Source organism: Burkholderia sp. PAMC 26561, from assembly GCF_001557535.2.
Taxonomy (GTDB): domain Bacteria; phylum Pseudomonadota; class Gammaproteobacteria; order Burkholderiales; family Burkholderiaceae; genus Caballeronia.
On record NZ_CP014307.1, the window covers coordinates 1,060,337 to 1,084,092 of the forward strand.

Annotated in this window: 23 protein-coding genes; 8 read left to right on the forward strand and 15 right to left on the reverse strand. The window is 60.4% G+C overall.

The genetic code is table 11. The features are described 5' to 3' along the window. Nucleotides 1-12: 12 nt before the first annotated feature. The 3 genes from AXG89_RS20400 to AXG89_RS20410 form a co-directional block, all read right to left on the reverse strand. Nucleotides 13-801, reverse strand: coding sequence for an SDR family NAD(P)-dependent oxidoreductase (locus tag AXG89_RS20400; protein ID WP_062002492.1), 789 nt, complete (start codon nt 799-801; stop codon nt 13-15). A gap of 166 nt (nt 802-967) precedes the next feature. Continuing rightward, complete coding sequence (locus tag AXG89_RS20405; RefSeq protein WP_069638401.1) at nt 968-1,126, reverse strand: DUF3309 family protein; 159 nt, start codon at nt 1,124-1,126, stop codon at nt 968-970. Between the two features lie 300 nt (nt 1,127-1,426). Continuing rightward, nucleotides 1,427-3,016, reverse strand: coding sequence for an inorganic phosphate transporter (locus AXG89_RS20410; RefSeq protein WP_062002493.1), 1,590 nt, complete (start codon nt 3,014-3,016; stop codon nt 1,427-1,429). A 241-nt stretch (nt 3,017-3,257) separates the two neighbouring features. Here AXG89_RS20410 and AXG89_RS20415 point away from each other — a divergent pair, with 241 nt between their 5' ends. Both AXG89_RS20415 and AXG89_RS20420 read left to right on the forward strand, forming a co-directional pair. After that, nucleotides 3,258-4,673 (forward strand): CHAD domain-containing protein, encoded by a 1,416-nt coding sequence (locus AXG89_RS20415; protein WP_062172117.1) that lies wholly within the window; start codon nt 3,258-3,260, stop codon nt 4,671-4,673. Nucleotides 4,674-4,727: 54 nt separating this feature from the next. After that, the gene (locus AXG89_RS20420) at nt 4,728-5,552 is read left to right on the forward strand and encodes a TOBE domain-containing protein (RefSeq protein ID WP_062172119.1); all 825 of its coding nucleotides are present in this window, start codon (nt 4,728-4,730) and stop codon (nt 5,550-5,552) included. Here the strand turns inward: AXG89_RS20420 and AXG89_RS20425 are convergent. From AXG89_RS20425 to AXG89_RS20440, 4 genes are all read right to left on the reverse strand, one after another. After that, nucleotides 5,515-6,237 carry an ABC transporter ATP-binding protein gene (locus AXG89_RS20425; RefSeq protein WP_062002496.1) on the reverse strand — a complete coding sequence of 241 codons (723 nt, stop codon included), beginning with the start codon at nt 6,235-6,237 and terminating at the stop codon, nt 5,515-5,517. The two genes, AXG89_RS20420 and AXG89_RS20425, sit on opposite strands and share 38 nt — an antisense overlap. A gap of 1 nt (nt 6,238) precedes the next feature. After that, nucleotides 6,239-6,913: a molybdate ABC transporter permease subunit gene (gene modB, locus AXG89_RS20430; RefSeq protein WP_062172121.1), complete on the reverse strand. Its 675-nt coding sequence runs from the start codon at nt 6,911-6,913 to the stop codon at nt 6,239-6,241. Between the two features lie 6 nt (nt 6,914-6,919). Beyond that, complete coding sequence (modA, locus tag AXG89_RS20435; RefSeq protein ID WP_236873482.1) at nt 6,920-7,669, reverse strand: molybdate ABC transporter substrate-binding protein; 750 nt, start codon at nt 7,667-7,669, stop codon at nt 6,920-6,922. A 125-nt stretch (nt 7,670-7,794) separates the two neighbouring features. After that, nucleotides 7,795-8,490: a phosphatase PAP2 family protein gene (locus tag AXG89_RS20440; protein WP_062172125.1), complete on the reverse strand. Its 696-nt coding sequence runs from the start codon at nt 8,488-8,490 to the stop codon at nt 7,795-7,797. Between the two features lie 270 nt (nt 8,491-8,760). Between AXG89_RS20440 and AXG89_RS20445 the strand changes: the two genes are divergently transcribed. Both AXG89_RS20445 and AXG89_RS20450 read left to right on the forward strand, forming a co-directional pair. Beyond that, the gene (locus AXG89_RS20445; RefSeq protein ID WP_062172127.1) at nt 8,761-9,912 is read left to right on the forward strand and encodes an extracellular catalytic domain type 1 short-chain-length polyhydroxyalkanoate depolymerase; all 1,152 of its coding nucleotides are present in this window, start codon (nt 8,761-8,763) and stop codon (nt 9,910-9,912) included. A 127-nt stretch (nt 9,913-10,039) separates the two neighbouring features. Further along, on the forward strand, nt 10,040-10,213 hold the full coding sequence (locus tag AXG89_RS20450) for a DUF3563 family protein (RefSeq protein WP_069638402.1): 174 nt from the start codon (nt 10,040-10,042) through the stop codon (nt 10,211-10,213). Between the two features lie 114 nt (nt 10,214-10,327). Here the strand turns inward: AXG89_RS20450 and AXG89_RS20455 are convergent, their stop codons facing one another. From AXG89_RS20455 to AXG89_RS20475, 5 genes are all read right to left on the reverse strand, one after another. Further along, nucleotides 10,328-10,747, reverse strand: a complete 420-nt coding sequence (locus tag AXG89_RS20455) for an organic hydroperoxide resistance protein (RefSeq protein ID WP_062172129.1) — start codon at nt 10,745-10,747, stop codon at nt 10,328-10,330. A gap of 126 nt (nt 10,748-10,873) precedes the next feature. After that, nucleotides 10,874-11,344 (reverse strand): MarR family winged helix-turn-helix transcriptional regulator, encoded by a 471-nt coding sequence (locus AXG89_RS20460; protein ID WP_062172616.1) that lies wholly within the window; start codon nt 11,342-11,344, stop codon nt 10,874-10,876. Nucleotides 11,345-11,483: 139 nt separating this feature from the next. Then, nucleotides 11,484-12,305: a BPSS1780 family membrane protein gene (locus AXG89_RS20465; protein ID WP_062172131.1), complete on the reverse strand. Its 822-nt coding sequence runs from the start codon at nt 12,303-12,305 to the stop codon at nt 11,484-11,486. Between the two features lie 3 nt (nt 12,306-12,308). Then, on the reverse strand, nt 12,309-13,286 hold the full coding sequence (locus tag AXG89_RS20470; RefSeq protein WP_062172133.1) for a homoserine kinase: 978 nt from the start codon (nt 13,284-13,286) through the stop codon (nt 12,309-12,311). A gap of 113 nt (nt 13,287-13,399) precedes the next feature. Next, a complete protein-coding gene (locus AXG89_RS20475) occupies nt 13,400-13,813 on the reverse strand; it encodes a hypothetical protein (protein ID WP_062002503.1) in 414 nt (137 codons plus the stop codon). A 222-nt stretch (nt 13,814-14,035) separates the two neighbouring features. Here AXG89_RS20475 and AXG89_RS20480 point away from each other — a divergent pair, with 222 nt between their 5' ends. Next, nucleotides 14,036-15,568, forward strand: a complete 1,533-nt coding sequence (locus AXG89_RS20480) for an AMP nucleosidase (protein ID WP_062172617.1) — start codon at nt 14,036-14,038, stop codon at nt 15,566-15,568. A 46-nt stretch (nt 15,569-15,614) separates the two neighbouring features. Here AXG89_RS20480 and AXG89_RS20485 read toward each other — a convergent pair whose 3' ends face one another. Beyond that, nucleotides 15,615-16,364, reverse strand: a complete 750-nt coding sequence (locus tag AXG89_RS20485) for a TIGR00730 family Rossman fold protein (protein WP_062002504.1) — start codon at nt 16,362-16,364, stop codon at nt 15,615-15,617. A 1-nt stretch (nt 16,365) separates the two neighbouring features. Here AXG89_RS20485 and polA point away from each other — a divergent pair, with 1 nt between their 5' ends. The 3 genes from polA to AXG89_RS20500 all read left to right on the forward strand — a co-directional run bounded on the left by polA (nt 16,366) and on the right by AXG89_RS20500 (nt 21,591). Continuing rightward, a complete protein-coding gene (polA, locus tag AXG89_RS20490; protein ID WP_062172135.1) occupies nt 16,366-19,104 on the forward strand; it encodes a DNA polymerase I in 2,739 nt (912 codons plus the stop codon). 32 nt (nt 19,105-19,136) lie between these two features. Continuing rightward, nucleotides 19,137-20,495, forward strand: a complete 1,359-nt coding sequence (locus tag AXG89_RS20495) for an NAD(P)/FAD-dependent oxidoreductase (RefSeq protein WP_062172137.1) — start codon at nt 19,137-19,139, stop codon at nt 20,493-20,495. Nucleotides 20,496-20,715: 220 nt separating this feature from the next. Continuing rightward, nucleotides 20,716-21,591: a dienelactone hydrolase family protein gene (locus AXG89_RS20500; protein WP_062172139.1), complete on the forward strand. Its 876-nt coding sequence runs from the start codon at nt 20,716-20,718 to the stop codon at nt 21,589-21,591. 22 nt (nt 21,592-21,613) lie between these two features. Here AXG89_RS20500 and AXG89_RS20505 read toward each other — a convergent pair whose 3' ends face one another. Beyond that, nucleotides 21,614-22,483, reverse strand: coding sequence for a sulfurtransferase (locus tag AXG89_RS20505; protein WP_062172141.1), 870 nt, complete (start codon nt 22,481-22,483; stop codon nt 21,614-21,616). A 104-nt stretch (nt 22,484-22,587) separates the two neighbouring features. Beyond that, a complete protein-coding gene (locus AXG89_RS20510; RefSeq protein WP_062172143.1) occupies nt 22,588-23,694 on the reverse strand; it encodes an aromatic ring-hydroxylating oxygenase subunit alpha in 1,107 nt (368 codons plus the stop codon). Between the last annotated feature and the right edge of the window lie 62 nt (nt 23,695-23,756).

The following is a 23,756-nucleotide window of genomic DNA, read 5'->3' on the forward strand; positions in this document are numbered from 1 at the left end:
CACCCAGTACAGTTAGAACGCCGAACGCACCACGCCGCCGTCCACGCGCAACGCCGCGCCGTTCGTGGCCGATGACGCTTCCGAACACACATACACCACCATGTTCGCGACTTCTTCGGTGGTCGCGAACCGCTTGATCAGCGAACTCGGCCGTTCAGTTTCGAAGAAGCCTTTCTCGAACTCGGCGAATGTCTTGTCGCCCATGCCTTTGGCGGCCATTTCATCAAGTCCGTCCGAGTGCGTCGGACCCGGCAAAACTGCATTCACGGTGACGCCCGTGCCCGCACAATCCTCAGCAAGTCCACGCGACAAACCCAGTTGCGCCGTCTTCGTCACGCCGTAGTGGATCATCTCCACGGGGATCTGAATCCCGCTTTCGCTGCTGATGAACACCACGCGGCCCCAGTTCTTCTCTTTCATCTTCGGCAAATACGCGCGTGAAAGACGCACGCCAGACATGACGTTGGTATCGAAGAAACGTTGCCAGTCTTCGTCCGGAATGTCGGCGAACGGCTTGGGATCGAAGATCCCGAGGTTGTTCACGAGTACATCCACGACCGGATACTGTGCGACGACCGCCTTGACCTGGGCAGCATCGGAGAGATCGCCGGCGAAACCTTCGACATTCGCATCGGGTACGGCAGCCTTGAGCTTCGCGATGGCTTCATCCACCGACGCTTGTTTGCGTCCGTTTACGATCACATGCGCGCCTTCACGCGCAAGGCCGGTGGCAATTGCGAGGCCAATGCCTTTCGTCGATCCCGATACGAGTGCGAGCTTGCCTTCGAGATGGAGGTCCATGAAGTCGATACTCCTTGAAATGGGTTGGCAATGTAAATCGCCCGCCGGCAGGAACGTTCCCCTGACGGCGGGCGATGACGCTATGGCCCGAACTGCAACTGCCTGCTTGCACCGCTGCGTTTGGCCGGATGCGGTAGGCGCGGCTTGTTAAGCCGCGGCCATCGAGTTATAGCCGGCCCATGAGCAGCAGCACGATCACAATGATCAGCACCACGCCCAAAATCCCGCTTGGGCCATAGCCCCAGCTACGGCTGTGCGGCCACGACGGAAATGCGCCGAGCAGCAACAGGATCAAAACCACCAGCAAGATTGTTCCGATAGTCATTCCACTTCTCCTTAATTATTGGCGTCTGCTGAAGAGTGAATGGCGATGCCGCATGCGGGGCGGCGTGGGTAGCGGCGGTGGTGAAGCATGTTGTGTCCCGCATCACCGATACCCTCGCGATTGCCCGTTGCTTTTAGCAAGCGTTGTGCCATCGGCGCAAAGGCTTGTTGGGTATGGGGCGGAATCAAAACTCGATAGCGGCGCGGACAAAAGTCGGTCAGCGGTCGGGAAAATTTGCAAGCGCGTCGGCGGTTTAAGGAAGCGCCGACGCGTGGGAGAAAAATAGCGGTGAGAGAACGCTCAGAACAACCCGCGGAAGACCCAGAACAACCCGGCCGCCAACGCGATGGAAACCGGCAACGTCAGCACCCAGGCCAGCGCCAGGCTGCGAACGGTTTTCCATTGCAGCCCGGAGCCATTCGCGGCCATCGTCCCTGCCACGCCCGATGACAACACGTGCGTGGTGCTGACCGGCAGGCCGTACATATCGGCGGCGCCGATGGTCACCATCGCAACCAGTTCCGCCGATGCACCTTGCCCATACGTCAGATGTGTCTTGCCGATGCGCTCGCCCACCGTCACCACGATGCGCTTCCAGCCGACCATCGTGCCGAGTCCCAGTGCAACAGCAACGGCGACCTTGACCCACGTCGGGATGAACTTGGTCGAGTGATCGAGCTGGCCTTTGTAGTTCTTCAGCACGGCGGCGTCTTCGGGCGCGAAGGCCGGCGCATTCTGCTTGTCCATCAGGCGCAGCGCTTCGGAGCTCACGTACATGTTGTTGCGCACGTTGCCCACGATGTTTTGCGGCACGGTCGCCATGGAATCGGAGGTGCCGACTTGCCCGTCGATGATATCGGTGAGCTGTTTCAACGCGACGATCGTATTCGGCTCGACCGTCTTGGTCTGCACGTAATGCTGCACGATAGCCCGCGGGTCGGCGACCGGCGCGGCGCCGTTCGTGTACTTGCCGAGCACTTCGGATGCGTGGTGACCGACCGACAGGAAGGTTTGCGTCTCGGCGGGTGTGACGGCCTTGTTCAACGCATAGGCGGTCGGGACCGTGCCGATCAGGATCAGCATGATGAGGCCCATGCCTTTCTGGCCATCGTTTGAACCGTGCGCGAACGAAACGCCGGTGCAGGTGAGGATCAGCAGGCACCGGATCCAGAAGGGCGGCGGCGTGTTTTTCTTGGGCTCCTTATAAAGCGCGGGAACGCGCACGACGAGCTTCATGATGTAGAGCAGCAGGCCGGCCAGCACAAAACCGATCAACGGCGAAAACAGCAGCGACTTGCCGACCGCGAGCGCCTGGCCCCAGTCCACGCCCGAGGTACCCGACGTGCCGTGCAGCATCTGGTTCATCAGCCCGACGCCAATCACCGATCCAATCAGCGTATGCGAGCTCGACGATGGAATCCCCACCGCCCAAGTCCCGAGGTTCCAGATGATTGCGGCAATCAGCAGGGCAAAAACCATCGCGAATCCCTGCGATGTCCCCACGCCCAGGATCAGCTCCACGGGCAGCAGTTGCAGGATGCCGAACGCGACCGCACCGCTCGATACCAGCACACCCAGGAAATTCCACGCGCCCGACCAGACGACCGCGAGATTCGGCGCGAGCGAATGTGTGTAGATGACGGTGGCGACGGCGTTGGCGGTATCGTGGAAGCCATTTACGAATTCGAAGCCGAGGGCAATCATCAGTGCTACGCCGAGCAGGACGTAAGGCAATATGGATGACTGCTGGACTGATTCCAGGTCGTGCAGCAAGTGCGTGACGCAATAGATGATGCCGCCGGCAATCACGACCAGGAACAGCGGCATGCTCAGCCGTCGTCCGAGCGTTCGTCCCTGCGTGTTGTTATCGGGAAGGGTCAAGTCAGGCATGTAACGTCCTTTGTGCTGGGCTGCGCGTGAAGCGGCGGGTTGGCGTGCTGATGGAGCAATTGGCGATGAGAGGCGTTGTTTCGTGATTCCTTCAAGCGGCATCTGGCAGTGACGCTGCTCATGTTTGCACGCGCTTTATTGCGTTTTGATGACAGCCGCAAGCATTGAAATTCGTCTGAACTGAAAAGCGCGGCGTGGGATTTGCTGCCTTATCAAGTGTCGCGTTCATGGTGGAGAATTTATGTTGCAACTTGTCGAGTTGGTGATGATTTCCCATGACGTTTCAAACACGCCGCCCGATAAGGCGCTGTCGGAGCTGGGTTCGTTTTCGAGCGCAAGTCGTTCTGGCTTCATGTTGCACACGCAAAAAGTCGAAGCGGATTTGCACGGCTGGGAAGTGAGCATCGAAACGCGCGGAGGACGGAAGGTGTTTGTGGCGAGTCATCGTGAATGGCCGTTTGTCCGGCGCGTTGAAGCTGCGCCCGACGCGCAAGATGATCTGCGGTCGTGGATCGCGTCGGAAGAGGGGCTTGCCGATCTGCAGAAAATACTCGGCGACGGCGACGCCGTTCTCGGCGAAGCCTCCAAAGTGGAAGCAAGCGAATGGAACACGTCGGACGCGGTTCGCGCGACGCTTCAAGCAAACGCGCACGGCTCTGCTAAGTTGACGCTGACAGCCACGCCTGAATCACGTGAAGCGCTTTACGCCGTCGCGCATGAGATCACGAAGACGCTGCCGTTCGTGATCGCGCCTGTTCATATCGATCCCGCCGCGCTAGAACCGGTCAAAGCCGCCAAGCTGAAATTGCCGCGCCACGCCACGCCAACCGATGCCTTCGCCGAGATCGGCAAGTCGGTGGCGGCGCATTGGTTCGGCAACGACGCGGCATCGCGCGGCGGACTGGAACCTGAGCACGTGCATCAATTGCGCGTGGCGCAGCGCCGCCTCAAAACTGCGCTCAAACTTTTCCCCGAATGGATCGATGAAATCTGGAACACGCAGATCGCGCCTGACCTGAAATGGTTTGGCGATCTGCTCGCCGATGCCCGCGACTGGGATGTGTTCGCCGATACCACGCTCGCCACCTACGCCGTAGCCGACGACGAACATAGCCAGGATTCCTGGTCGAGGCCAAAACACGCCGCCGATGCAAACCGCATGGCCGCGCGCCAGCGCCTGCAGGACGCGATGAACTCGCCGCGTTACGCGAGTCTCGCGTTATCGTTCGTGCAGTGGTTCAGCGCGCTCGAAGCGCCGCTCGAACTCGCGCATAGAACGCTCGCGGAGCATGCGCAGAAGCGGATCACCAAGCATTATCGGAAGATCGAGCGTGCGCCGGATCTGACCACCATCAGTGCCCCCACGCGGCACAAGGTCCGTATCCATGCAAAGCGTTTGCGGTACGCGCTGGAATTTTTCCGCTCGATCGTCACGCGATCCACGCGCAAGCATGTCGAAAAGGCGCTGGGCGATCTGCAAAGCGTCTTAGGCGACGGCAACGACGCAGCCGTCGCCGCGCAACGTCTTGCGTCCCTGGACGAAGCCGATGATTTCCAGAAGGGACTGGCGAAGGGCTTCGCGGTCGCGGCCCAGCAGATGCATGCAGCCGAAGGCGAGCGTATCCTGCGCAAGATAAAAAAGCCGCGCGTCAGCTGACTTTTAGGCATCCAATATAATCGCCGTACTCTATAACCAGCCTTCGACGCAGCCATGACCCAGGAAACGCCTGATAAGCCGAACGAGTCCATCGAAGTCGGCGGCGCCGTGTGGTTTCGCAGCGGCAACGAAACACTCGGCGGGGCGGCGCGCATTGCATTGCTGGCGGCCGTCCGTCAAACCGGTTCGATCACGGGCGCGGCCAAGGCGGTCGGGATGAGCTACAAGGCCGCATGGGATGCCATCGATGCCATGAACAACCTGGCCGGCGCCGCGCTGGTCGTGCGTGCAGCGGGCGGCAAGGGTGGCGGCGGAACGACGCTGACGCCGAAGGGGCTGAAGCTGATCAGTACATATGGCGCCATCGAACGTGAACATCGGCTGTTTCTCGAACGCGCGGGCGCGGCCATAGAAGGCTTCGAGCAGGACTGGCAACTCATCGGACGGATCGGCATGAAAACCAGTGCGCGCAACCAATTATTCGGCACGGTCAGGAAGATCACGCGCGGCGCCGTCAACGACGAAATCGAACTCGCGCTCTCGGGCGGCCAGTCGATCGTTGCCGTCGTCACGCACGAAAGCACCGAATCGCTTGGTCTTAAAGAAGGCTGCGACGCGTTTGCTTTGGTGAAAGCATCGTGGGTGATCCTGATGGCGGATGAACCCGTCCGGATCTCGGCGCGCAATCAGTTGAAGGGCCGGGTCTCGAAGGTGACGCGCGGCGCGGTGAACGCGGAAGTGTCGCTGGCGCTCGATGACTCGACCACGGTCACCGCCGTCATCACCAATGAAAGCGTCGAGACGCTCGGGCTGGCAGAAGGGCAGAGCGCCATCGCGGCGTTCAAGGCGTCGAGCGTGATACTCGGTGTGACGGGTTGAGCTCGTTGCTACCGTCGTGAATCTGCACGATACCCTCGCGCAGATTCACCACCTGATCGCCGAACATGGCGACATCGTCGGGATCGTGCGTGATGAGCACCATGGGAATATCGAGCCGGCTTTGCAGGTCGGCGAGTTCCTGACGCATGCGCTGGCGCAACGCCATGTCGAGTGCGGAGAAGGGCTCGTCGAGCAACAGCAGTTGCGGATGTGGAATCAGCGCCCGGGCCAGCGCCACGCGTTGCTTCTGCCCGCCCGATAACTGCCCCGGATACTGACGCGCGACCGGCTTCAGGTCGAACGCGTTTAGCCAGTAGTCGATATCGGCATGCGCCACGTGCTTCGATGGATTCCACCAGCCGCGCTTCAGCCCAAATGCAATGTTCTGCCGCACGTTCAGGTGCGGGAAAAGCGCGTAGTCCTGGAACAGATACGCGATGCGCCGCGCTTGCGGTGTCAGGTCGATACCCTTGGTTGTATCGAGCAGCGTGGTGCCGTTCAGCACGATCTCGCCTTCGTCCAGATGGATCAATCCGGCGATGGCCTGCAACGTCAGGCTTTTCCCTGCGCCCGAAGGTCCGAACAGCACGATGCGCTGACTCGTGGAACGGAATGAGACGTCAAGCAGGAAATCGCGCTCGGGCGTGATGAAATGCTTGCGCAAATGCACGGAAAGGGCCGTCATCTCAGCGCACCGATGCCGTCGAGCGCTGCGGCAACAATCGCCCCGCCGCGAGCAGGATCACCACGCACGTCACCGATGTCACGATCACGAGGACGTTCGCCGTGCTGTCATCGCCGGCTTGCACGGCGGCGTACACCGCGACCGAAAGCGTCTGCGTCCTGCCCGGCAGGTTCCCCGCGATCATCAGCGTGGCGCCGAATTCGCCGAGCGCCCGCGCAAAAGCGAGCAACGCGCCGGCCAGGATGCCGCGTGCGGCAAGCGGCAAGGTGACGCGAAAAAATACGGCAGTTTCATTGATGCCGAGCGTCCGGGCGGCGCGCTCGAATTGCGGATCGACGGCTTCAAACGCGGTACGGGCCGATTTCAGCACGAGCGGAAACGCGACCACCGCCGACGCGATCACGGCGCCCTGCCAGGTGAACACCAACTGGATATCGAACTTGTCGAGCCACGCGCCGATCACGCCGCGCCGGCCGAGCAGCACGAGCAGGTAATACCCCAGCACCGTGGGCGGCATGACAAGCGGCAGTGTCAGCAGCGAATCGACAAGCTCACGCGCCGACGAGCGCCAGCGCGACAAGCCGAACGCCACTGCGACGCCGAGCACGACGTCGATCGCCGTGGCCCATCCCGCCACTTTCAGCGATAACAACAGCGGTATCCAAGCGTGCTCCATGAAGATTTACTTTACTGGCGGCTTGAAGCCGAATTGCGCGAGCGTCTTCTGACCTTCCGGCGACAACACATACGCAATGAACAATTGCGCGTCGGCGGCATGCTTGCTTTGCGCGACTTGCGCGATCGGATAGGTGATCGATGTTTGCGTCGGCACGGTCAGCGCCACTTTCACGCGCTCGGGCATCACAGCGGCGTCCGTGCTGAACACGAACCCCGCGTCCACTTCGCCGCGCGCCACATAGTCCAAGCTTTGGCGCACGTTCGCCGCAAGCACGCCTTTTGGGCTGACCGCATCCCAGACGCCCGCGTCCTTGAGCGCGCCTTCCGTATAGCGGCCGACCGGTACCGACGCCGGGTCGCCGTAAGCGACCCGTTTCACGCTGGCTTCGGTGAGGTCCTTCACGCTGGCCGGCGCGAACGCGCTGTCCTTCGGCACGATCAACACAAGCGAATTCGCGGCAAAGTCACGGCGCGATTCGGTGGCGATCACTTTTTCCTGGATGGCCTTGTCCATTGCTTTCTTATCGGCCGATGCGAAGACATCGGCAGGCGCACCCTTCACGATCTGCTGCATCAGCACGTCGGACGCGCCGAAATTCATCAGGACCTTCGTGCCGGGATGCTGCTTTTCGTACGATTCGCCAATCGCCTTGAACGCGTTGGTCAGGCTAGCCGCTGCGGAGACGACGATTTCATCGGCATGGGCGGCGCTTTGCAACGCAACGGAAGAAGCGGCGAGGACGACAGCGATCAGCGATGGTTTGAATTTGAACACGATGGCCAGGGCGAAATGAACGGAAAGCGCATCGTAATATATTCGCGGCTATAACGGGAAGCTCGCGCTCAATTCATGCTCGATTCATACCCGTCCCGGCGCGATCAGGATTCGGTTGGACCACCTAACCGGACATCGATATGCCTTGCCGGCGCGGCGGCCGGCTTGTCGTATTGGCCGGCTTTCCAGCGCGCCCGGATAAACGGCTGATCGCGGCCGGACAACTGCAGCGCGATGTCGGTAATCCAGCGCTGCGTGGGAACGGGGATCCCGTGCAGCACCACCGCGACGATCGCGAGACTTACCGCGACCGGTGCGGGAGACAACTTGCCTGATTCCGCACGCCACGCATAAGCCACGAAGAGAAGCGCCGTCAGCGCGCCGAGCCCGCAACCAGTGACAACTTCCGAGACCGAGTGCGCGTTCAGAAGGATACGTGACACGCCGACCACGATTCCAATCAGCAGTCCAAGGACGACGCCGAGCGCTCGAACCCATTGCCGCCCCGGCAGGCACGCAACGAACAACGCGACCGGCAGTACCGCCGATGAAATCATTGCGTGGCCGCTGATTCCTGTGAAATCCAGTTCGCGCACGCCGATGCCCCAGCCCATGAACGCTAGTTTGGTAAGAAAAACAAGACCGCTGGCGCCACCAAGCACAAGGAGCCAACACATGGCGTAGCGCCACGGATATCCAAGCGCGAGCCAGACGGCTACGACGATAGCAAGCGGAATCATTACGCCGACACTTCCGACGGACGTAATGGAGAGCCAGAGTGATAGTGGCAAGTCAGGCATGAAGATTGTTCTGCAAAGCGGAAAAAGCAGACATTATAACCGTCAGCCCATCTCCTAAACTTATTGCAGTGATCCTCGAGACTGACGGAGATGAAACACAAAATCGGCTAAATCGCCCTCTTCGTATGGCCAAATATCAACAATACGCAGCAAGGTGAAATTCTGTGTCGCGCGCAAGTCTTTCGAATAAATGCTATTGTGCACTGCACAACTTCCGTCATTCCTGTTGGGTTTGACGGCCGACTTATCAAGTGCGCGGGATCTGATTCGATGCCTAAAAGTCTGACAAAATTGTGGCTGAAAGGCTTGAAACGCCTGGTCGCCACACAAATTGCGCCGTCAAGAACGCCCAAGCCGCGGACGTCGACTCGGCCGGTGATTCCCAAGGCCGCAAAATCCGCGGCAAGCCCGAAGCCTGCGGTCAGGCCGCGCACGCCAGTAAAGGCCCGAGCCGAGCGTGAGTCGCGCGTGCGGCCGCGTGCATCGGCATGGGCGGCGGGGAAATGGACCCGTTCGTTCCATTCGGCGCCCCCGGCTGCCGGCCGTTTCGTGAACCATCTGGCATACGCATTGTATTTGCCGGCTAATGCTGCCGCTGCACCCATGCCGCTGCTGGTGATGATGCACGGCTGCCAGCAATCGGCCGAAGACTTGGCGCAAGGCACGCGCGTCAACTTGCTGGCCGACCAATACGGCTTTGCAGTCTTGTACCCGGAGCAGTCGAAAACTGGGCATGTGCATCGTTGCTGGCACTGGTACGAGGAATCGGCGGTATCGGGCGGTGGCGAGGCGGCGTCGGTCGTTTCGCTCGTGCGTGAAATCGTCGCGCAGCACGACGTGGACAGCGAACGCATCTACCTCGCTGGAATGTCGGCCGGGGCGGGGCTTGCGGCCATGCTCGCGGTCAAATATCCGTCGGTTTTCGCGGCAGTGGGACTGCACTCCGGCGTGGTATTCGGCGCTGCGAAATCCGGCATCGATGCAATGGACATCATGCGGCGGGGCTCACGCAAAGACCCGGTGGCGCTGATCGACGCAGCCACCGATATTGCCCGCTATCCCGGCATGCCGACCGTGATCGTTCATGGCGAGCTGGATTCTGTGGTTTCGAAGGTCAACGCCGAGCAACTGACGGCGGAATTCCTGCGTCTGAATCGCTTTACTGATGCCACCGGCGCGTGGCGCAGCGGCGAGCGCCGTGAAGAAATGCAGCCCGAAGGCGTATTCACGGATTACGTGAAAAACGGTCGGCGCATGATGCGGACGTGCATTGTGCGCGGCCTCGGGCATGCCTGGAGCGGCGGCGACGACACCGTGCCGTTCCATTCGGCGAAAGGTCCGGATGCTTCAGCCATGCTCTGGGAATTTTTCAAGCATCAGCGACGCGTGCAGGCAACGGTTCAGGACGAGACGCTCGCTTAGGGCGAGTGTTGTAAAAAAGTCTTTTGTTTCAATACGTTCTTTTGAATACTTGCCCATGACTAGGGATTACCCTATACTTCGTTCAAGCACTAGGTAATTACCCCTATATCACCAAGCGAGGTTCACCATGTATCTGCTCAGCCGCCTCTTCCTGTTCCTGACGAAATCCGCCGACCAGCGTGACAAGGAGCGTAACGACGCTTATCTGGCCGAAGCTACGGACATTTACGACCTCGAATACCGCATGAAGAAGCTGGATCGTCGCGCATCAGCACGTCATCCTTCGTGGCTCGCGCAGTAATTCGACCGTCGTAAGAAGTACATGCAGGGCTCGGTACGCCGAAAACGGCGTCTATCGAGGCAAAAAAATGCCGGCGCTCGTGGCCGGCATTTTTGCGTTCTGGCGCTATAACACTCAGGCCAGCTTGACGCGCACGTCCACGTTACCGCGCGTTGCGTTCGAGTACGGGCAGACCTGGTGCGCGGTATCGACCAGTGTTTGAGCATCGGCCGCGTCCATTCCTAGCAACGAAACACGCAGCTCAATATCCAGTGCGAAACCGCCCTTGTCATTCGGGCCCACGCCAACATCCGCGGAAACGGTTGTATCGGCGGGAATGGTCTTCTTCTGCTGACCGGCAACAAACTTCATCGCGCTCAGGAAACAGGCCGAATAGCCGGCCGCAAACAGCTGCTCGGGGTTCGTGCCCTCTGCACCCGCGCCGCCCAATTCTTTCGGCGCACTCAACTTCACATCCAGATTCTTGTCCGACGATACCGCCCGGCCATCGCGACCACCCGTGCTCGTTGCGCGTGCAGTGTAAAGGACGCTCATGATCTTCTCCTGTTCAATGGTTGCCGCTCGGCGGCAGAAAGGGTTTTTGGAACTGCGCTAACCACGGGCATAAATATAGCGCGCTAATCATTAGTGTGCAAATTAAATTGGCGCGCGGAGCGATTGTTATTTGCTATCGCTATGTTGAGTCTCGTTGTGTTCCATCAGAGATGAACGCAATTGCATGAGTTCGTCGCGCAATTTGAGCAGGCGGTCAGCGTCGGATCCGGCCGCACAGTAGATCTCGCCGGGAATGCCTCGAATCGATTTTTTGAGCGCGCGGCCTTCATCGGTGAGATGAATGTGAACCTGCCGTTCGTCCTCCGTGCTGCGCACCCGTTTCACGAACCCTTGTGCTTCGAGCCGTTTAAGCAAGGGCGTCATGGTCGCTGAATCCAGACTCAGCCGTTCGGCCATCTGCTTGACGGTCAGCGCGTCGCCTTCCCAGAGCACGAGCATCGTCAGGTACTGGGGATAGGTCAGTCCGACCTTTTCCAGCAACGGCTTGTAGGTCTTTGTCATCGCGAGCGAGGTGGAGTAGAGCGCGAAGCAAAGCTGGGCGTCGAGTTCAAGCGGAATGTGCGGAGCAGAAGTCATGGCGATCGGTTTACTGCGCTTTTGGGACGATACATAACGATACTGCACGCGAATCGTTAGCGCACGAAGCAAATAAAAGAGCAAAAAAACGCCGGTGACCTCGACAGTTACCGGCGTTTTTTTTACGCGTCGATGCGTTTCAGGCTGTGGGTCCCGACAGATCGGGAATGTCGTCGGCCGGGTCTTCCGACTGCAGGCCGAAACAACCGCGATACGTCGCGTAGAACGAGCAATACAGCGCGGTGGTGACCAGGATGGACGCCGGCATCAGTACGGCCAGCGCCATTTCCTGCCCGACGCCTAATACCTGCATCAATGCGCTCAGTCCAAACGATACCGCCAGCGCCACGCCAATCCACAGCGCGCCATACAGTACAAACGCCCCGCGATTGCGCCAGCAGCCGATAAAGCTGAAAAACAGTGCCTTGGCCGGCGGGACGTCGTGCCACGCGACGAGAATCGGCGCAAACCAGAACAGCATGGCGACCGGGATGTAGCACGCCATCGCAACCAGGACCGCGAGCGGATTGAAGCTTGCCGCAATGGTTTCGGGGTCGCCGGCCGGCCCATTGCCGATCATCAGGTTGAGCAGCACGCCGTCATCGACGAGCGCCGACAAGGCAAACACCACGCCCATCGCGACGACATACACCACGCCCAGCACGAGCAGCCGCCGGGCGACGATCTGCCCGTACGAGCGGAAACCATCGACCAGCACGGTCGGCCAAACCGGTTTTTTGGCGATGGTATTGCGGCAAGCGGCCATGAATCCCACCGCGACGCCCGGGATCAGCAGCAGCGGCAGCACGGGGCCGACCACGGGCAGCCGCGAGATCAACGTCATGGCGAACAAATAGGCGAAGAACACCGTGAGAAACGCGAGGGGATTCCGGCGAAACAGCCAGACGCCCTGGCGGAACCATACATAACCGGTTTTAGCGGGGACTTCGATCAAATGCATTGATTAATTACCGTCGGCGGGAGGGGGCGCAGTTTTGATGCGCTCGCGCAAAATGCGTTCGAAGTGGCCAGGATCATGCGGTTTGAGCATTTCGGCTTCGCGCGGCCGATAAAAGTCGTATAGGCGCGATACCCAGAAACGCAAGGCGCCTGCGCGCAGCATGTCGCTCCAATGGTGTTCTTCGGCCGGCGTGAACGGACGCACCGTCTGATACGCGCGCAATAGCGCGTCGGTACGCGCGGTATCGAGTGCGCCGGTAGCGAGATCGACACACCAGTCGTTCACGCAGACGGCGACATCGAAAAGCCATTTGTCGTTGCCGGCAAAATAAAAGTCGAAAAAGCCGCCAAGACGCGTTTCGTCTGCCGTGGGATGCGCGAACAACACGTTGTCGCGGAACAGGTCGCAGTGGCACGGGCCTTCGGGCATGGCAGTGTATTCAGCCGATGCAAAAAAGGCCGCCTGATGCGCGAGTTCATTGGTAATCAGCGCGCGCTGCTCGGCGGTGAGGTGCGGCACCACAGCCGGTACGTTGTCCTGCCACCACGCAAGGCTGCGCAGATTTGGCTGATACGTCGCGAAATCACGCCCCGCGAGATGAAGCCGCGCCAGCATGTGGCCCACTTCGATACAGTGCGCCGGACCCGGCGACAACTCCGGCGCGCCATCAAGTTTCGTCACGACAGTGGCCGGCTTGCCGTTAAGCGTGCCAAACAACGCGCCATCGCGACGCGGCATGGGGTCCGGAACGGGCACCGCATGTGACGCCAGATGCCGCATCAGATCGAGATAAAACGGCAATTGCGTGGCCGTCAGATTTTCGAAGAGGGTGAGGACGTACGCGCCGCGCGTGGTCGTCAGGAAGAAGTTGCTGTTCTCGATACCGGATGCAATGCCACGGAAATCGGTGACTTCGCCGAGTTCGTAGTTCTGGAGCCAGTCGGTAAGCTGGGAATCGGAGACAGCAGTGAATACGGCCATGCGGGAGAACGTCGGTGAAGTTGAAGGGCGCGTGGACCGGCGTACGGATCAGTGGCGGGGACAGCGGCGAACGCCGGGCATAGGCTTGAACGCAGCCCGGCGGTCATGAAAGCTCAGTAGGTCAGGTTCCACGACGGCAGGCGTGTGCTTGCCTTGCCGTTGTCGCGCACGGTCGGCGACGTGTCCGCAGGCGCACTCATCTGATAACGCGTGCCGAAATTCGAACGCACGTTGATTTCAACGGGTTTGCCCTTGTCGCGGTATTCGGTGATCTCGGTGCCGTTCGTGCTCGTCTCGTGATAGCTCGGCAGGCGCGGCGGCGAGATTTCCACTTTCGAGCTGGCTTCCGCGGCCGGGCGGTTGATCGCCTTCAGGTCGGGCAAGCCGGCATTCTCTTCAGGCGACATGACGTGCGCCGGAGTTGCATCCGTCGCGGGCGCCGGCTGAGCGGGCAGGCTCTGCGCGTGAGCACTGATGCTGGCTGCGGCAATAACAGCCGCGATGGCGACAGATTGAAGCGACTTCATGATGTTTCTCCAGATGAGTCCCCGAATTTTAGCAAAACGCACCAGCTTGAGGGACGTTAAGGGGGAATTGAACCGTCGCAAAAGCCTTATTTTGCGCTGGTTTCAAATAAAGCACGGCGTTGTGAGGCGATGTGTTGAAGAAACGCATCGGCGGGAGGGGTGTTCATGGGCGTGTTGTTCTTCCGTGTTAATGTCGATTCATCACAAGAGCGCATGAAGAACATGACAAACGACCGGACTCAAGCCACCCATTCCACTCCCGCCAGCAACTTCCCCACGGAATCGTTCGATGACCCCGTGGCAGCGGTTGCGCGGGTATCGGCCATCTATGAAGCCAACACCGGTTTCCTGCGCGACGCCTTTGCGCGCTATCGGAAAAACGAGCCATTTTCGCATCGCGTGCGTGCGTGTTATCCGTTCGTGCGCGTGCGCACCGAGCTGAATACGCAGATCGATTCACGTCGATCGTACGGCTTCGTCGCGGGGCCGGGGATCTTCGAAACCACGCTGACGCGGCCGGATATGTTCGGCGATTACTATCGCGAGCAATTGCGGCTGCTTGCCAAGAACCATCATGTCGGGATCGAAGTGGGGGTGTCGGCGCAGCCCATTCCCATTCACTTCGCGTTTGCCGAAGGCATTCACCTGGAAGGCGACCTGGATCGCGACAGGCTGCTCGCCATGCGTAACATCTTCGATATGCCCGATCTCGCGCTGCTCGACGACCGAATCGTGAACGGCACGTACGAACCGGGTCCGGGCGAGCCGCATCCGCTCGCGCTGTTCACGGCGGCGCGCGTGGATTTCTCGTTGCATCGGCTGAAGCACTACACCGCGACGTCGCCCACGCATGTGCAGAACTACGTGCTTTATACGAACTACCAGTTTTATATCGATGAATTCGTGAAGCTCGGCCGCAAGATCATGTCCAAAACGGACGATGAAGAAACGCGGAAATACCGCAGCGAATACACATCGTTCGTCGAACCGGGCGATGTGATTACGGGTAATGAAAACCTGGGCGGCGTACAGGAAGAGCCCCAAGGCGTCGCGCCCGCGCGTCTGCCGCAAATGCCGGCGTATCACCTGAAACGCGCCGATGGCAGCGGCATCACGATGATCAACATTGGCGTGGGGCCATCGAACGCGAAGACGATCACGGACCACATTGCCGTGCTGCGTCCGCATGCGTGGATCATGCTCGGGCATTGCGCGGGATTGCGGAACACGCAGCGCCTGGGCGACTACGTGCTCGCGCACGGTTATGTGCGCGAGGACCATGTGCTCGATGCCGACTTGCCATTATGGATTCCGATTCCCGCCTTGGCCGAAGTCCAGGTCGCGCTCGAGAAAGCCGTGGCGCAAGTGACCAAGCTCGAAGGCGTGGACCTGAAGCATGTGATGCGTACCGGCACGGTCGCGAGCGTGGATAACCGCAACTGGGAATTGCGCGATCACCGCGAGCCGGTGCAGCGCCTATCGCAAAGCCGCGCCATTGCGCTGGATATGGAAAGCGCGACCATCGCGGCGAATGGATTCAGGTTTCGCGTGCCATACGGAACGCTGCTCTGCGTCTCCGACAAACCTCTGCACGGCGAACTGAAACTGCCCGGCATGGCGGACCAGTTTTACCGCGCGCAAGTGGATCAGCATTTGCAGATCGGCGTGATGGCCATGGAGTTGCTGCGCATGAACGGGCTGTCGAAGTTGCATAGCCGGAAGTTGCGCGGCTTTGCCGAGGTGGCATTCCAGTAACGCAAAAAGCGGCTCCCGAAGGAGCCGCTTTCAACCTGCCAGGCCATCAAAGATAGAACATCCGGTCTTCGTCGGACTTCCCTTCGGCGGGCTGTTCTTCCGCGGTCTCACGATCTTCGTAGAACTGCAGCACCGCTTCGAGCACCTGGTCCGGATCGTCGATAACCTGCATCAAGTCCAGATCTTTCTCGCTGATCACGCCGGTCGGAACCAGTGTGTTGCGGAACCACGAGAGCAGGCCTTCCCAGAACTCGGCGCCCACCAGCACGATGGGCACGTGCCGCGACTTCTTCGTCTGGATCAGCGTGAGCACTTCGGCCATTTCGTCGAGCGTGCCGAACCCGCCGGGCATGACGACCACCGCGTCCGAATTCTTCACGAACGTGACCTTGCGCGTGAAGAAGTGACGGAACCGCAGCGAGATATCTTGCCACTGGTTGCCCGACTGCTCGTGCGGCAACTCGATGTTCAAACCGACCGACGGCGACTTGCCCGCATGTGCGCCCTTGTTCGCGGCTTCCATGATGCCGGGACCGCCGCCGGAGATCACGGCGAAGCCCGCGTCAGAAAATTTCTGCGCGATTTCTATGGTGAGCTTGTAGTACGGCGACTCAGGTTTCAGGCGCGCCGAACCATAGATGCTGATGGCAGGGCGGATCTCGGAGAGGTACTCGGTCGCCTCGATAAACTCTGCCATAATCGTGAACATCTGCCACGATGCGCGAGCCTTCTTGGCCGTCGCGCGCTCTTGATCTGCGAGCGATCGCAGACTCGGAATCACTTTTCTTTTGTTCATAATGCCTGAAGAACTTAATCTTGAAGGTAAGACCCTGCTATTGGTCGACGGATCCAGCTATCTGTATCGGGCCTACCACGCCATGCCGGATCTGCGCGGGCCGGATGGCGGACCGACAGGCGCGTTGTACGGAATGATCAACATGCTGCGGCGCCTGCGGAAGGACATCAATGCAGAGTATAGCGCGTGCGTATTCGACGCCAAGGGCAAGACATTTCGCGACGACTGGTACGCGGATTACAAGGCAAACCGGCCATCCATGCCCGATGACCTCTCGAAGCAGATAGAACCCATCCACGAGACCGTTCGGGCGCTCGGCTGGCCGCTCGTGATGATCGAAGGCGTGGAGGCCGACGACGTCATCGGTACGCTTGCAGTGGCCGCCGAAAAGCGCGGCATGAAGGTTATCGTGTCGACGGGCGACAAGGATCTGGCGCAGCTTGTGACGGATCATGTCACCCTCATCAATACGATGTCCAACGAGACGCTCGATCGCGCCGGGGTGCTGAATAAGTTCGGCGTGCCGCCGGAGCGGATCGTCGACTATCTCTCGCTCATCGGCGATACGGTCGATAACGTACCGGGCGTCGAGAAATGCGGGCCGAAGACGGCGCTGAAGTGGCTCACACAATACGACACCCTCGATGGCATCGTGGCACACGCGAGCGAAATCAAAGGTGCGGTGGGAGACAATCTGCGCAAGGCTCTCGACTTCCTTCCCATGGCCAGAAAGCTCGTTACCGTACATACGGAATGCGATCTAGCGGCGCAGATCGCGTCTATCGAGGAAACGTTGCCTTCACGGCCCGAAGCGCGCGACGAATTGCGCGATCTCTTTACGCGCCACGGCTTCAAGACGTGGTTGCGCGAAGTCGAGATCGCCGACGCCGTGGAAGGTCCCACGGATACACCGCCCGCGGCCGCCACGGAAATGGAACGGCATTACGAAACGGTGCAGACATGGGAACAATTCGACGAATGGCTTGCCCGGATCAACGCTGCTGAGCTAACGTCCTTCGATACGGAAACCACCGCCCTCGATCCCATGCTCGCGCAGCTCGTGGGATTGTCGGTATCGGTCGAACCGGGACGTGCGGCCTATATCCCTGTTGCGCATCGCGGGCCGGATTCGCCTTTGCAATTGCCGCGTGACGAAGTCCTGCAGAAACTGAAATCGTGGCTGGAAGATCCATCGAAGAAGAAAGTGGGACAGCACCTCAAATACGATGAACAAGTGCTCGCGAACTACGGCATCGAGTTGAATGGCGTCGAGCACGACACGTTGTTGCAGTCCTATGTGATCGAATCGCACAGGCCGCACGACATGGACAATCTCGCGTTGCGGCATCTCGGCGCGAAAACCATCAAGTATGAAGAGGTGGCGGGCAAGGGCGCGTCGCAGATCGGCTTCGACGAAGTCGCGCTCGATCAGGCCGCGCCCTACGCTGCCGAAGACGCCGACATCACGTTGCGGCTGCATCAGGCGCTTTATCCGCAACTTGTCGACGAAGCGCAATTGCTGAAGGTGTATCGCGATATTGAAATGCCTACGGCGCGCGTGTTGCGCAAGATGGAGCGCAATGGCGTACTGATCGACGGCGAGTTGCTGCGCGTGCAAAGCGGGCAGATTGCGACGCGTCTGATCCAGCTCGAGGCTGAAGCGTACATGCTCGCGGGCGGCGAATTCAATCTTGGATCGCCCAAGCAGATCGGGCAGATTTTCTTCGAGAAGCTGCAATTGCCGGTGGTCAAGAAGACGCCGAGCGGCGCGCCTTCCACCGACGAAGAAGTGCTGCAAAAGCTCGCCGAAGACTATCCGTTGCCGAAGATCCTGCTCGAACATCGCGGTTTGTCGAAGCTCAAGTCGACTTATACGGACAAGTTGCCACGCATGGTCAACGCGAAGACCGGCCGCGTGCATACGAACTACGCGCAGGCCGTTGCGGTGACGGGGCGTTTGTCATCGAATGAGCCGAACTTGCAGAACATTCCGGTGCGTACCGCCGAAGGCCGGCGCATTCGCGAAGCATTCATTGCGCCCCCGGGAAGCAAGATCGTGTCGGCGGATTATTCGCAAATCGAGCTGCGGATCATGGCGCATATCTCCGGCGATCCCTCGCTCATGCGCTCCTTCGCCGAGGGCGAGGACGTGCATCGTGCGACGGCCTCCGAGATTTTCGGCGTGACGCCCATCGAGGTGTCGAACGATCAGCGGCGCATCGCGAAGGTCATCAACTTTGGCTTGATCTATGGCATGAGCGCGTTCGGACTGGCATCGAATATCGGCATCTCGCGTGATGCGGCGAAGCTTTATATCGACAAGTATTTCCAGCGCTATCCAGGCGTTGCCAACTACATGGACGAGACCCGCACGAAGGCGAAGCGCGATGGGTTCGTGGAGACGGTGTTCGGGCGCCGTCTGTGGTTGCCCGAGATCAACGGCGGCAGCGGACCGCGCCGGCAGGGCGCCGAACGCGCGGCAATCAACGCACCGATGCAGGGTACGGCCGCCGACCTGATCAAGCTGTCGATGATCGCGGTGCAGGACTGGCTGGAAGCATCGAAGATCGAAACGAAGATGATCATGCAGGTCCACGATGAACTCGTGCTCGAAGTGCCCGAAGCCGAGCTGCCGGAAGTGCGCAAGCGTCTGCCGGAACTCATGTGCGGCGTCGCGAAGCTGAAGGTGCCGCTCGTCGCCGAAGTCGGCGTGGGGAACAACTGGGAAGAAGCGCATTGAGCGAGTCTCAACGGCGCCATATGGGAGGTTAGATGCATCGTTTCATCATTGTCGGCGGCGGGGCGGGTGGGCTGGAACTGGCCACGCGCCTGGGCGACAAGCTCGGCAGCGCCGATGGCAAGCGCACGGCGCGTGCGCAGGTGACGCTCATCGACAGGAATTCCACGCATATCTGGAAGCCGTTGTTGCATGAAGTCGCGGCTGGCAGCCTCGATCCGTTCTCGCAGGAATTGTCGTATGCGGCGCAGGCGCGCTGGCATGGATTCGAGTTTCAGCAGGGCGATCTGCTGGGCGTCGACCGGACGGCAAGAAAGGTCACGCTGGGGCCGCTTCTCGACGACGAAGCCGGCGAACTCCTGCCGCAACGCGATCTCGAGTACGACACGCTGGTCGTGGCGATCGGCAGCACGACAGCGTTTTTCGGCGTGCAGGGCGCGCAGGAGAATTCACTCGCGCTCGATACGGTCGACCAGGCCGAGCTGTTCCGCAAACGGCTGATTGCTGCGTGCATTCGCGCGGAATATCGGGCGCCTGATCCGGCTACCCTCACTTCTGTCGACGCCGCTACAAGGGCACCGCGGATCCAGGTCGCGATTGTGGGCGGCGGTGCGACGGGCGTGGAGTTATCGGCGGAATTGCGCAATACGGCGCAGGTCCTGCACGCTTACGGACTGCACAAACTCGACCCGAAGAACGATATCGGCATTGTGTTGATCGAAGCCGGTCCGCGCATCTTGCCCGCGCTGCCCGAGCGCGTTTCCACGGCGACAGCCGAATTGCTGGAAAAGCTCGGCGTCAGGCTGATGACCGGCGAGACCGTGGCCGAAGTGTCGCGGGACTCCATCCGCACGGCGAGCGGCAAGACCATCGCGGCGGATCTGACGGTGTGGGCGGCGGGGATTCGCGCGCCGGCCGTGCTTTCCAAGCTCGATGGCCTCACGACCAACCGTCTTGGCCAGCTCATCGTGCGTCGTACGCTGCAAACAGAAATCGATGACAACGTGTTCGCCCTCGGCGATTGCGCCGCGTGCGCTTGGCCGGGCGGCGAGAAAGAAGGGCGCAACGTGCCGCCACGTGCGCAAGCCGCGCATCAGCAAGCGAGCTTCTTGCTGAAGTCGTTCGAGCGCCGGCTGGAGGACAAGCCGTTGCCGGACTACACGTATCGCGATTTCGGTTCGCTTGTGTCGCTTGGGCATTTCAGCGCGGTCGGCAGTCTGATGGGCGGTTTGATCGGTGGGAACATGCTGATCGAGGGGCTCTTCGCGCGGTTCATGTACCAGTCGCTTTACCGCATGCACATTGCCGCGCTGCACGGCTGGGCACGCATGGCGCTCGATACCGTCGCGCACTGGCTGCGCCGCTCCACCGTGCCACGCGTCAAGCTGCACTGATGCTTCGCGTGGAAATGAGCAAGCGTCGTAAAGCTGTTTAGAATGGGCGGCACGCTTTGGAAGCGGTTTCGTTCAAGGCGCGGTCGTAGTCAAGGTCCTTGCCGTGTCTCACCGTCCGGCGCTTCAACCGGGCAGCGAGGCTCACCCGTTCTGGATGGTCCGGTGCGCTGCAGCACGGCGCCGGCCGCCCCTTCGCGGCCCCATGCCGCTGGAGCTTTGCATGCTTACGCCTGAAATCGACAGCCTCGTTCCGCATGTCCCGTTCAACCGGCGCACGTTCATCAAGGCGGCTGTCGGCAGCGGTTTTGCCGCCTGTGTCTTGCCGGTTTCCGCGCAAACCATCATCACCGACAGCAACGGTCTCGAAGCCGGCCCCGTAGGGTTCAAGGCCGCCGACGGCACGCTCGTGCCCGCGTACCGGGCGCAACCGCTGGGCAAGACGCACTTGCCGGTGATCATCGTAATTCACGAGATCTTTGGCGTGCACGAACATATCGCCGATGTCTGCCGCCGCTTCGCCAAGCTCGGTTATCTCGCCGTGGCGCCGGATCTCTACGTGCGTGAAGGCGACGCGTCCAAATATCCGTCCATGCAGCAGCTCAACGATCAGCTCGTCTCGAAGGTTCCGGATGACCAGGTGCTGTCGGATATCGATTCGACCGTGGCATGGGCAGGCGAGCATGGCGGCGACCTGAACCGGCTCGGGATCACGGGTTTCTGCTGGGGCGGCCGGATCACGTGGCTCTATGCTGAGCGCAATCCGCGCATCAAGGCAGCGGTCGCGTGGTATGGACGTGTGGTCGGCGCGAAGACTGCGAACAATCCCGCGAATCCGCTCGACCTTGCCGCGAATCTGAAGGCGCCGGTCCTAGGTCTTTACGGCAAGCTCGATCAAAGCATTCCGCAGGACACGCTCGCGCAGATGAAAGAGGCGATTGCGACCGGCCCGGCAGTGGCGCGCGGCTCGCAATTCGTGGTCTACGATGACGCGCCGCATGCGTTCTTCGCGGATTACCGGCCGAGTTACCGGAAAGCCGATGCCGAAGATGGCTGGAAGCGCGCGCTCGCGTGGTTCAAGGAACACGGCGTCAAGTAACGCCCTGGGGCGGCCGGAGTTCTTATGCCGCCGCGCCGGTCGCCACGGGCCGAGAAGCGTCCGAGCTCCATTCGCTCCACGATCCCGGATACAGCGCCGCGCCGTGCAAGCCGGCGATTTCCAGTGCCAGGGCGTTGTGGCAGGCGGTGACGCCCGATCCGCACTGCAGCACCACCCGATCCGGCTGCGTTGCGCCGAGCAGCGCGCCGAACGTCTCGCGCAATTCATGGGCGGTCTTGAAGCGGCCGTCCGCGTTCAGGTTGTCCTTGAAAAAGCGATTCAGCGCGCCGGGAATATGACCGCCGACGGCATCGAGCGTCTCGTTTTCCCCGCGATACCGGTCGGCTGCGCGGGCATCGATCACCACGCGCTCGCGCGTATCGATATTGCGCAAGACCCCGTCTGCATCGATGGTCACCGACAGCGGCGCGCCCGCCTTGAACGTTCCCGCCGATGTGGCCGGCGCCGCCGATTCCAGCGGCTGCCCGGCCGCTTGCCACGCTTGCAGGCCGCCGTCGAGCAGCGCGACGGAATCGTGGCCTAGCCAGCGCAACAGCCACCACAGACGCGATGCATACATGCCGCCCTGCGCATCGTAGGTAACGACTTGCTGGCCTTCGTTCAGGCCGATTTCCTTCAGCTTGGCGACGAGCGCCGCGCGCTCCGGCAACGGATGACGGCCGTTCTTGCCGGTCTTCGAGCCCGACAGGTCGCGGTCGAGATGCAGGTAATGCGCGCCGGGGATATGCCCAGCGGCGTAGGCGTTTTCACCCGAATCGGTTGCGGCCAGATCGAAGCGGCAATCGACGATAAACACGCTGCCAGGCGCAGCGGCGATCCGCTCGACGAGATTGCCGGCGGAAATCAGCGTGGTGTAGTGCGTGTGAGGCATGACGGCTCCTGATGCAACGGGCGATGTTATGAAATGTTGAGCTTGAAGTCTAAACAAAAAAAGACGGGCCAAAGCCCGTCTTCCTCAACAAAACCGTGCCGCTTTTAAATCTTGCCCAACTGCCGCCGCAAAAACTCATGGAAGTGCTGCATGCCTGATTCCATGGGACTCTGATACGGCCCGACTTGCGACTCGCCGCGGTTCATCAGCGCGCGCCGTCCGGCATCCATGCGTTCCGCGATTTCGTCGTCCTCGCGCGCCGTTTCCATGTAGGCGGCACGCTCGGCCTCGATGAACTCACGCTCGAACAGCGCGATTTCCTCAGGATAATAAAACTCGACGATATTCGTGGTTTTCTGCGGCCCTTGTGGAATCAGCCACGACACCACGAGCACGTGCGGATACCACTCGATCATGATGCCCGGGTAGTACACCATCCAGATCGCGCCGAATTCCGGCAGCTTGCCGTTGCGGAACCGCAATACCTCGTCGTGCCACTTACGGTACGTGGGACTGCCGGGTTTTTCGAGATTCTTGTGCAGGCCAACAGTCTGGACGCTGTACCAGTCGCCGAATTCCCAGGTCAGGTCATCGCAGGACACAAAGCTTCCGAGACCCGGATGGAACGGCGCGACGTGGTAATCCTCGAGATACACCTCGATAAAACTCTTCCAGTTGTAGTTGCACTCGTGCACTTCGACGTGATCGAACATGAAGCCCGAAAAGTCAAAATGTTTGGACGGTCCAAGTCGGGCGAGATCGGCCGCGACATCGCGCCCGCTCGCTTCGAACAACAGTCCTTGCCAGTTCTGCAAAGGGGATTTGCCGAGGTTCAGACAAGGTTTGTCGGCGAAATGCGGCGCGCCGAGCAACTGGCCGTCGAGGTCGTACGTCCACCGGTGCAGCGGACACACGATGTTCTCCGCCGTGCCGCGCCCATTGAGCATGATGGCCTGGCGGTGACGGCATACATTCGACAGCAGCTCGATCTGGTCCTGTTTATTACGGACGAGCAGACGCCCTTCACCTTCGCCGGGCAAAGCAAAATAATTTCCCGCCTCGGGCACCATGAGTTCGTGGCCGATGTAGCGTGGACCGTGCTTGAAAAGCGCGTCGATTTCGCGCTTGAGAAGCGCTTCGTCAAAGTAAGCCGTGACTGGCAACTGACTGTGAATTGCGTTCAGTTGCAATGCATTGCTCAGATTGGACATTCCCACTCCCGTGAAGACGTGAAAGCAGTGAACAACCCAACCATCGAGGATTCGATTTAGGG

Bases quoted from the DNA above. Each gene is read 5' to 3' on its own strand.
- AXG89_RS20400 (WP_062002492.1), bottom strand. From the start codon at position 801: ATGGACCTCCATCTCGAAGGCAAGCTCGCACTCGTATCGGGATCGACG.
- AXG89_RS20405 (WP_069638401.1), bottom strand. From the start codon at position 1,126: ATGACTATCGGAACAATCTTGCTGGTGGTTTTGATCCTGTTGCTGCTC.
- AXG89_RS20410 (WP_062002493.1), bottom strand. From the start codon at position 3,016: ATGCCTGACTTGACCCTTCCCGATAACAACACGCAGGGACGAACGCTC.
- AXG89_RS20415 (WP_062172117.1), top strand. From the start codon at position 3,258: ATGTTGCAACTTGTCGAGTTGGTGATGATTTCCCATGACGTTTCAAAC.
- AXG89_RS20420 (WP_062172119.1), top strand. From the start codon at position 4,728: ATGACCCAGGAAACGCCTGATAAGCCGAACGAGTCCATCGAAGTCGGC.
- AXG89_RS20425 (WP_062002496.1), bottom strand. From the start codon at position 6,237: ATGACGGCCCTTTCCGTGCATTTGCGCAAGCATTTCATCACGCCCGAG.
- modB (WP_062172121.1), bottom strand. From the start codon at position 6,913: ATGGAGCACGCTTGGATACCGCTGTTGTTATCGCTGAAAGTGGCGGGA.
- AXG89_RS20440 (WP_062172125.1), bottom strand. From the start codon at position 8,490: ATGCCTGACTTGCCACTATCACTCTGGCTCTCCATTACGTCCGTCGGA.
- AXG89_RS20445 (WP_062172127.1), top strand. From the start codon at position 8,761: ATGCCTAAAAGTCTGACAAAATTGTGGCTGAAAGGCTTGAAACGCCTG.
- AXG89_RS20450 (WP_069638402.1), top strand. From the start codon at position 10,040: ATGTATCTGCTCAGCCGCCTCTTCCTGTTCCTGACGAAATCCGCCGAC.
- AXG89_RS20455 (WP_062172129.1), bottom strand. From the start codon at position 10,747: ATGAGCGTCCTTTACACTGCACGCGCAACGAGCACGGGTGGTCGCGAT.
- AXG89_RS20460 (WP_062172616.1), bottom strand. From the start codon at position 11,344: ATGACTTCTGCTCCGCACATTCCGCTTGAACTCGACGCCCAGCTTTGC.
- AXG89_RS20465 (WP_062172131.1), bottom strand. From the start codon at position 12,305: ATGCATTTGATCGAAGTCCCCGCTAAAACCGGTTATGTATGGTTCCGC.
- AXG89_RS20470 (WP_062172133.1), bottom strand. From the start codon at position 13,286: ATGGCCGTATTCACTGCTGTCTCCGATTCCCAGCTTACCGACTGGCTC.
- AXG89_RS20475 (WP_062002503.1), bottom strand. From the start codon at position 13,813: ATGAAGTCGCTTCAATCTGTCGCCATCGCGGCTGTTATTGCCGCAGCC.
- AXG89_RS20480 (WP_062172617.1), top strand. From the start codon at position 14,036: ATGACAAACGACCGGACTCAAGCCACCCATTCCACTCCCGCCAGCAAC.
- AXG89_RS20485 (WP_062002504.1), bottom strand. From the start codon at position 16,364: ATGAACAAAAGAAAAGTGATTCCGAGTCTGCGATCGCTCGCAGATCAA.
- polA (WP_062172135.1), top strand. From the start codon at position 16,366: ATGCCTGAAGAACTTAATCTTGAAGGTAAGACCCTGCTATTGGTCGAC.
- AXG89_RS20495 (WP_062172137.1), top strand. From the start codon at position 19,137: ATGCATCGTTTCATCATTGTCGGCGGCGGGGCGGGTGGGCTGGAACTG.
- AXG89_RS20500 (WP_062172139.1), top strand. From the start codon at position 20,716: ATGCTTACGCCTGAAATCGACAGCCTCGTTCCGCATGTCCCGTTCAAC.
- AXG89_RS20505 (WP_062172141.1), bottom strand. From the start codon at position 22,483: ATGCCTCACACGCACTACACCACGCTGATTTCCGCCGGCAATCTCGTC.
- AXG89_RS20510 (WP_062172143.1), bottom strand. From the start codon at position 23,694: ATGTCCAATCTGAGCAATGCATTGCAACTGAACGCAATTCACAGTCAG.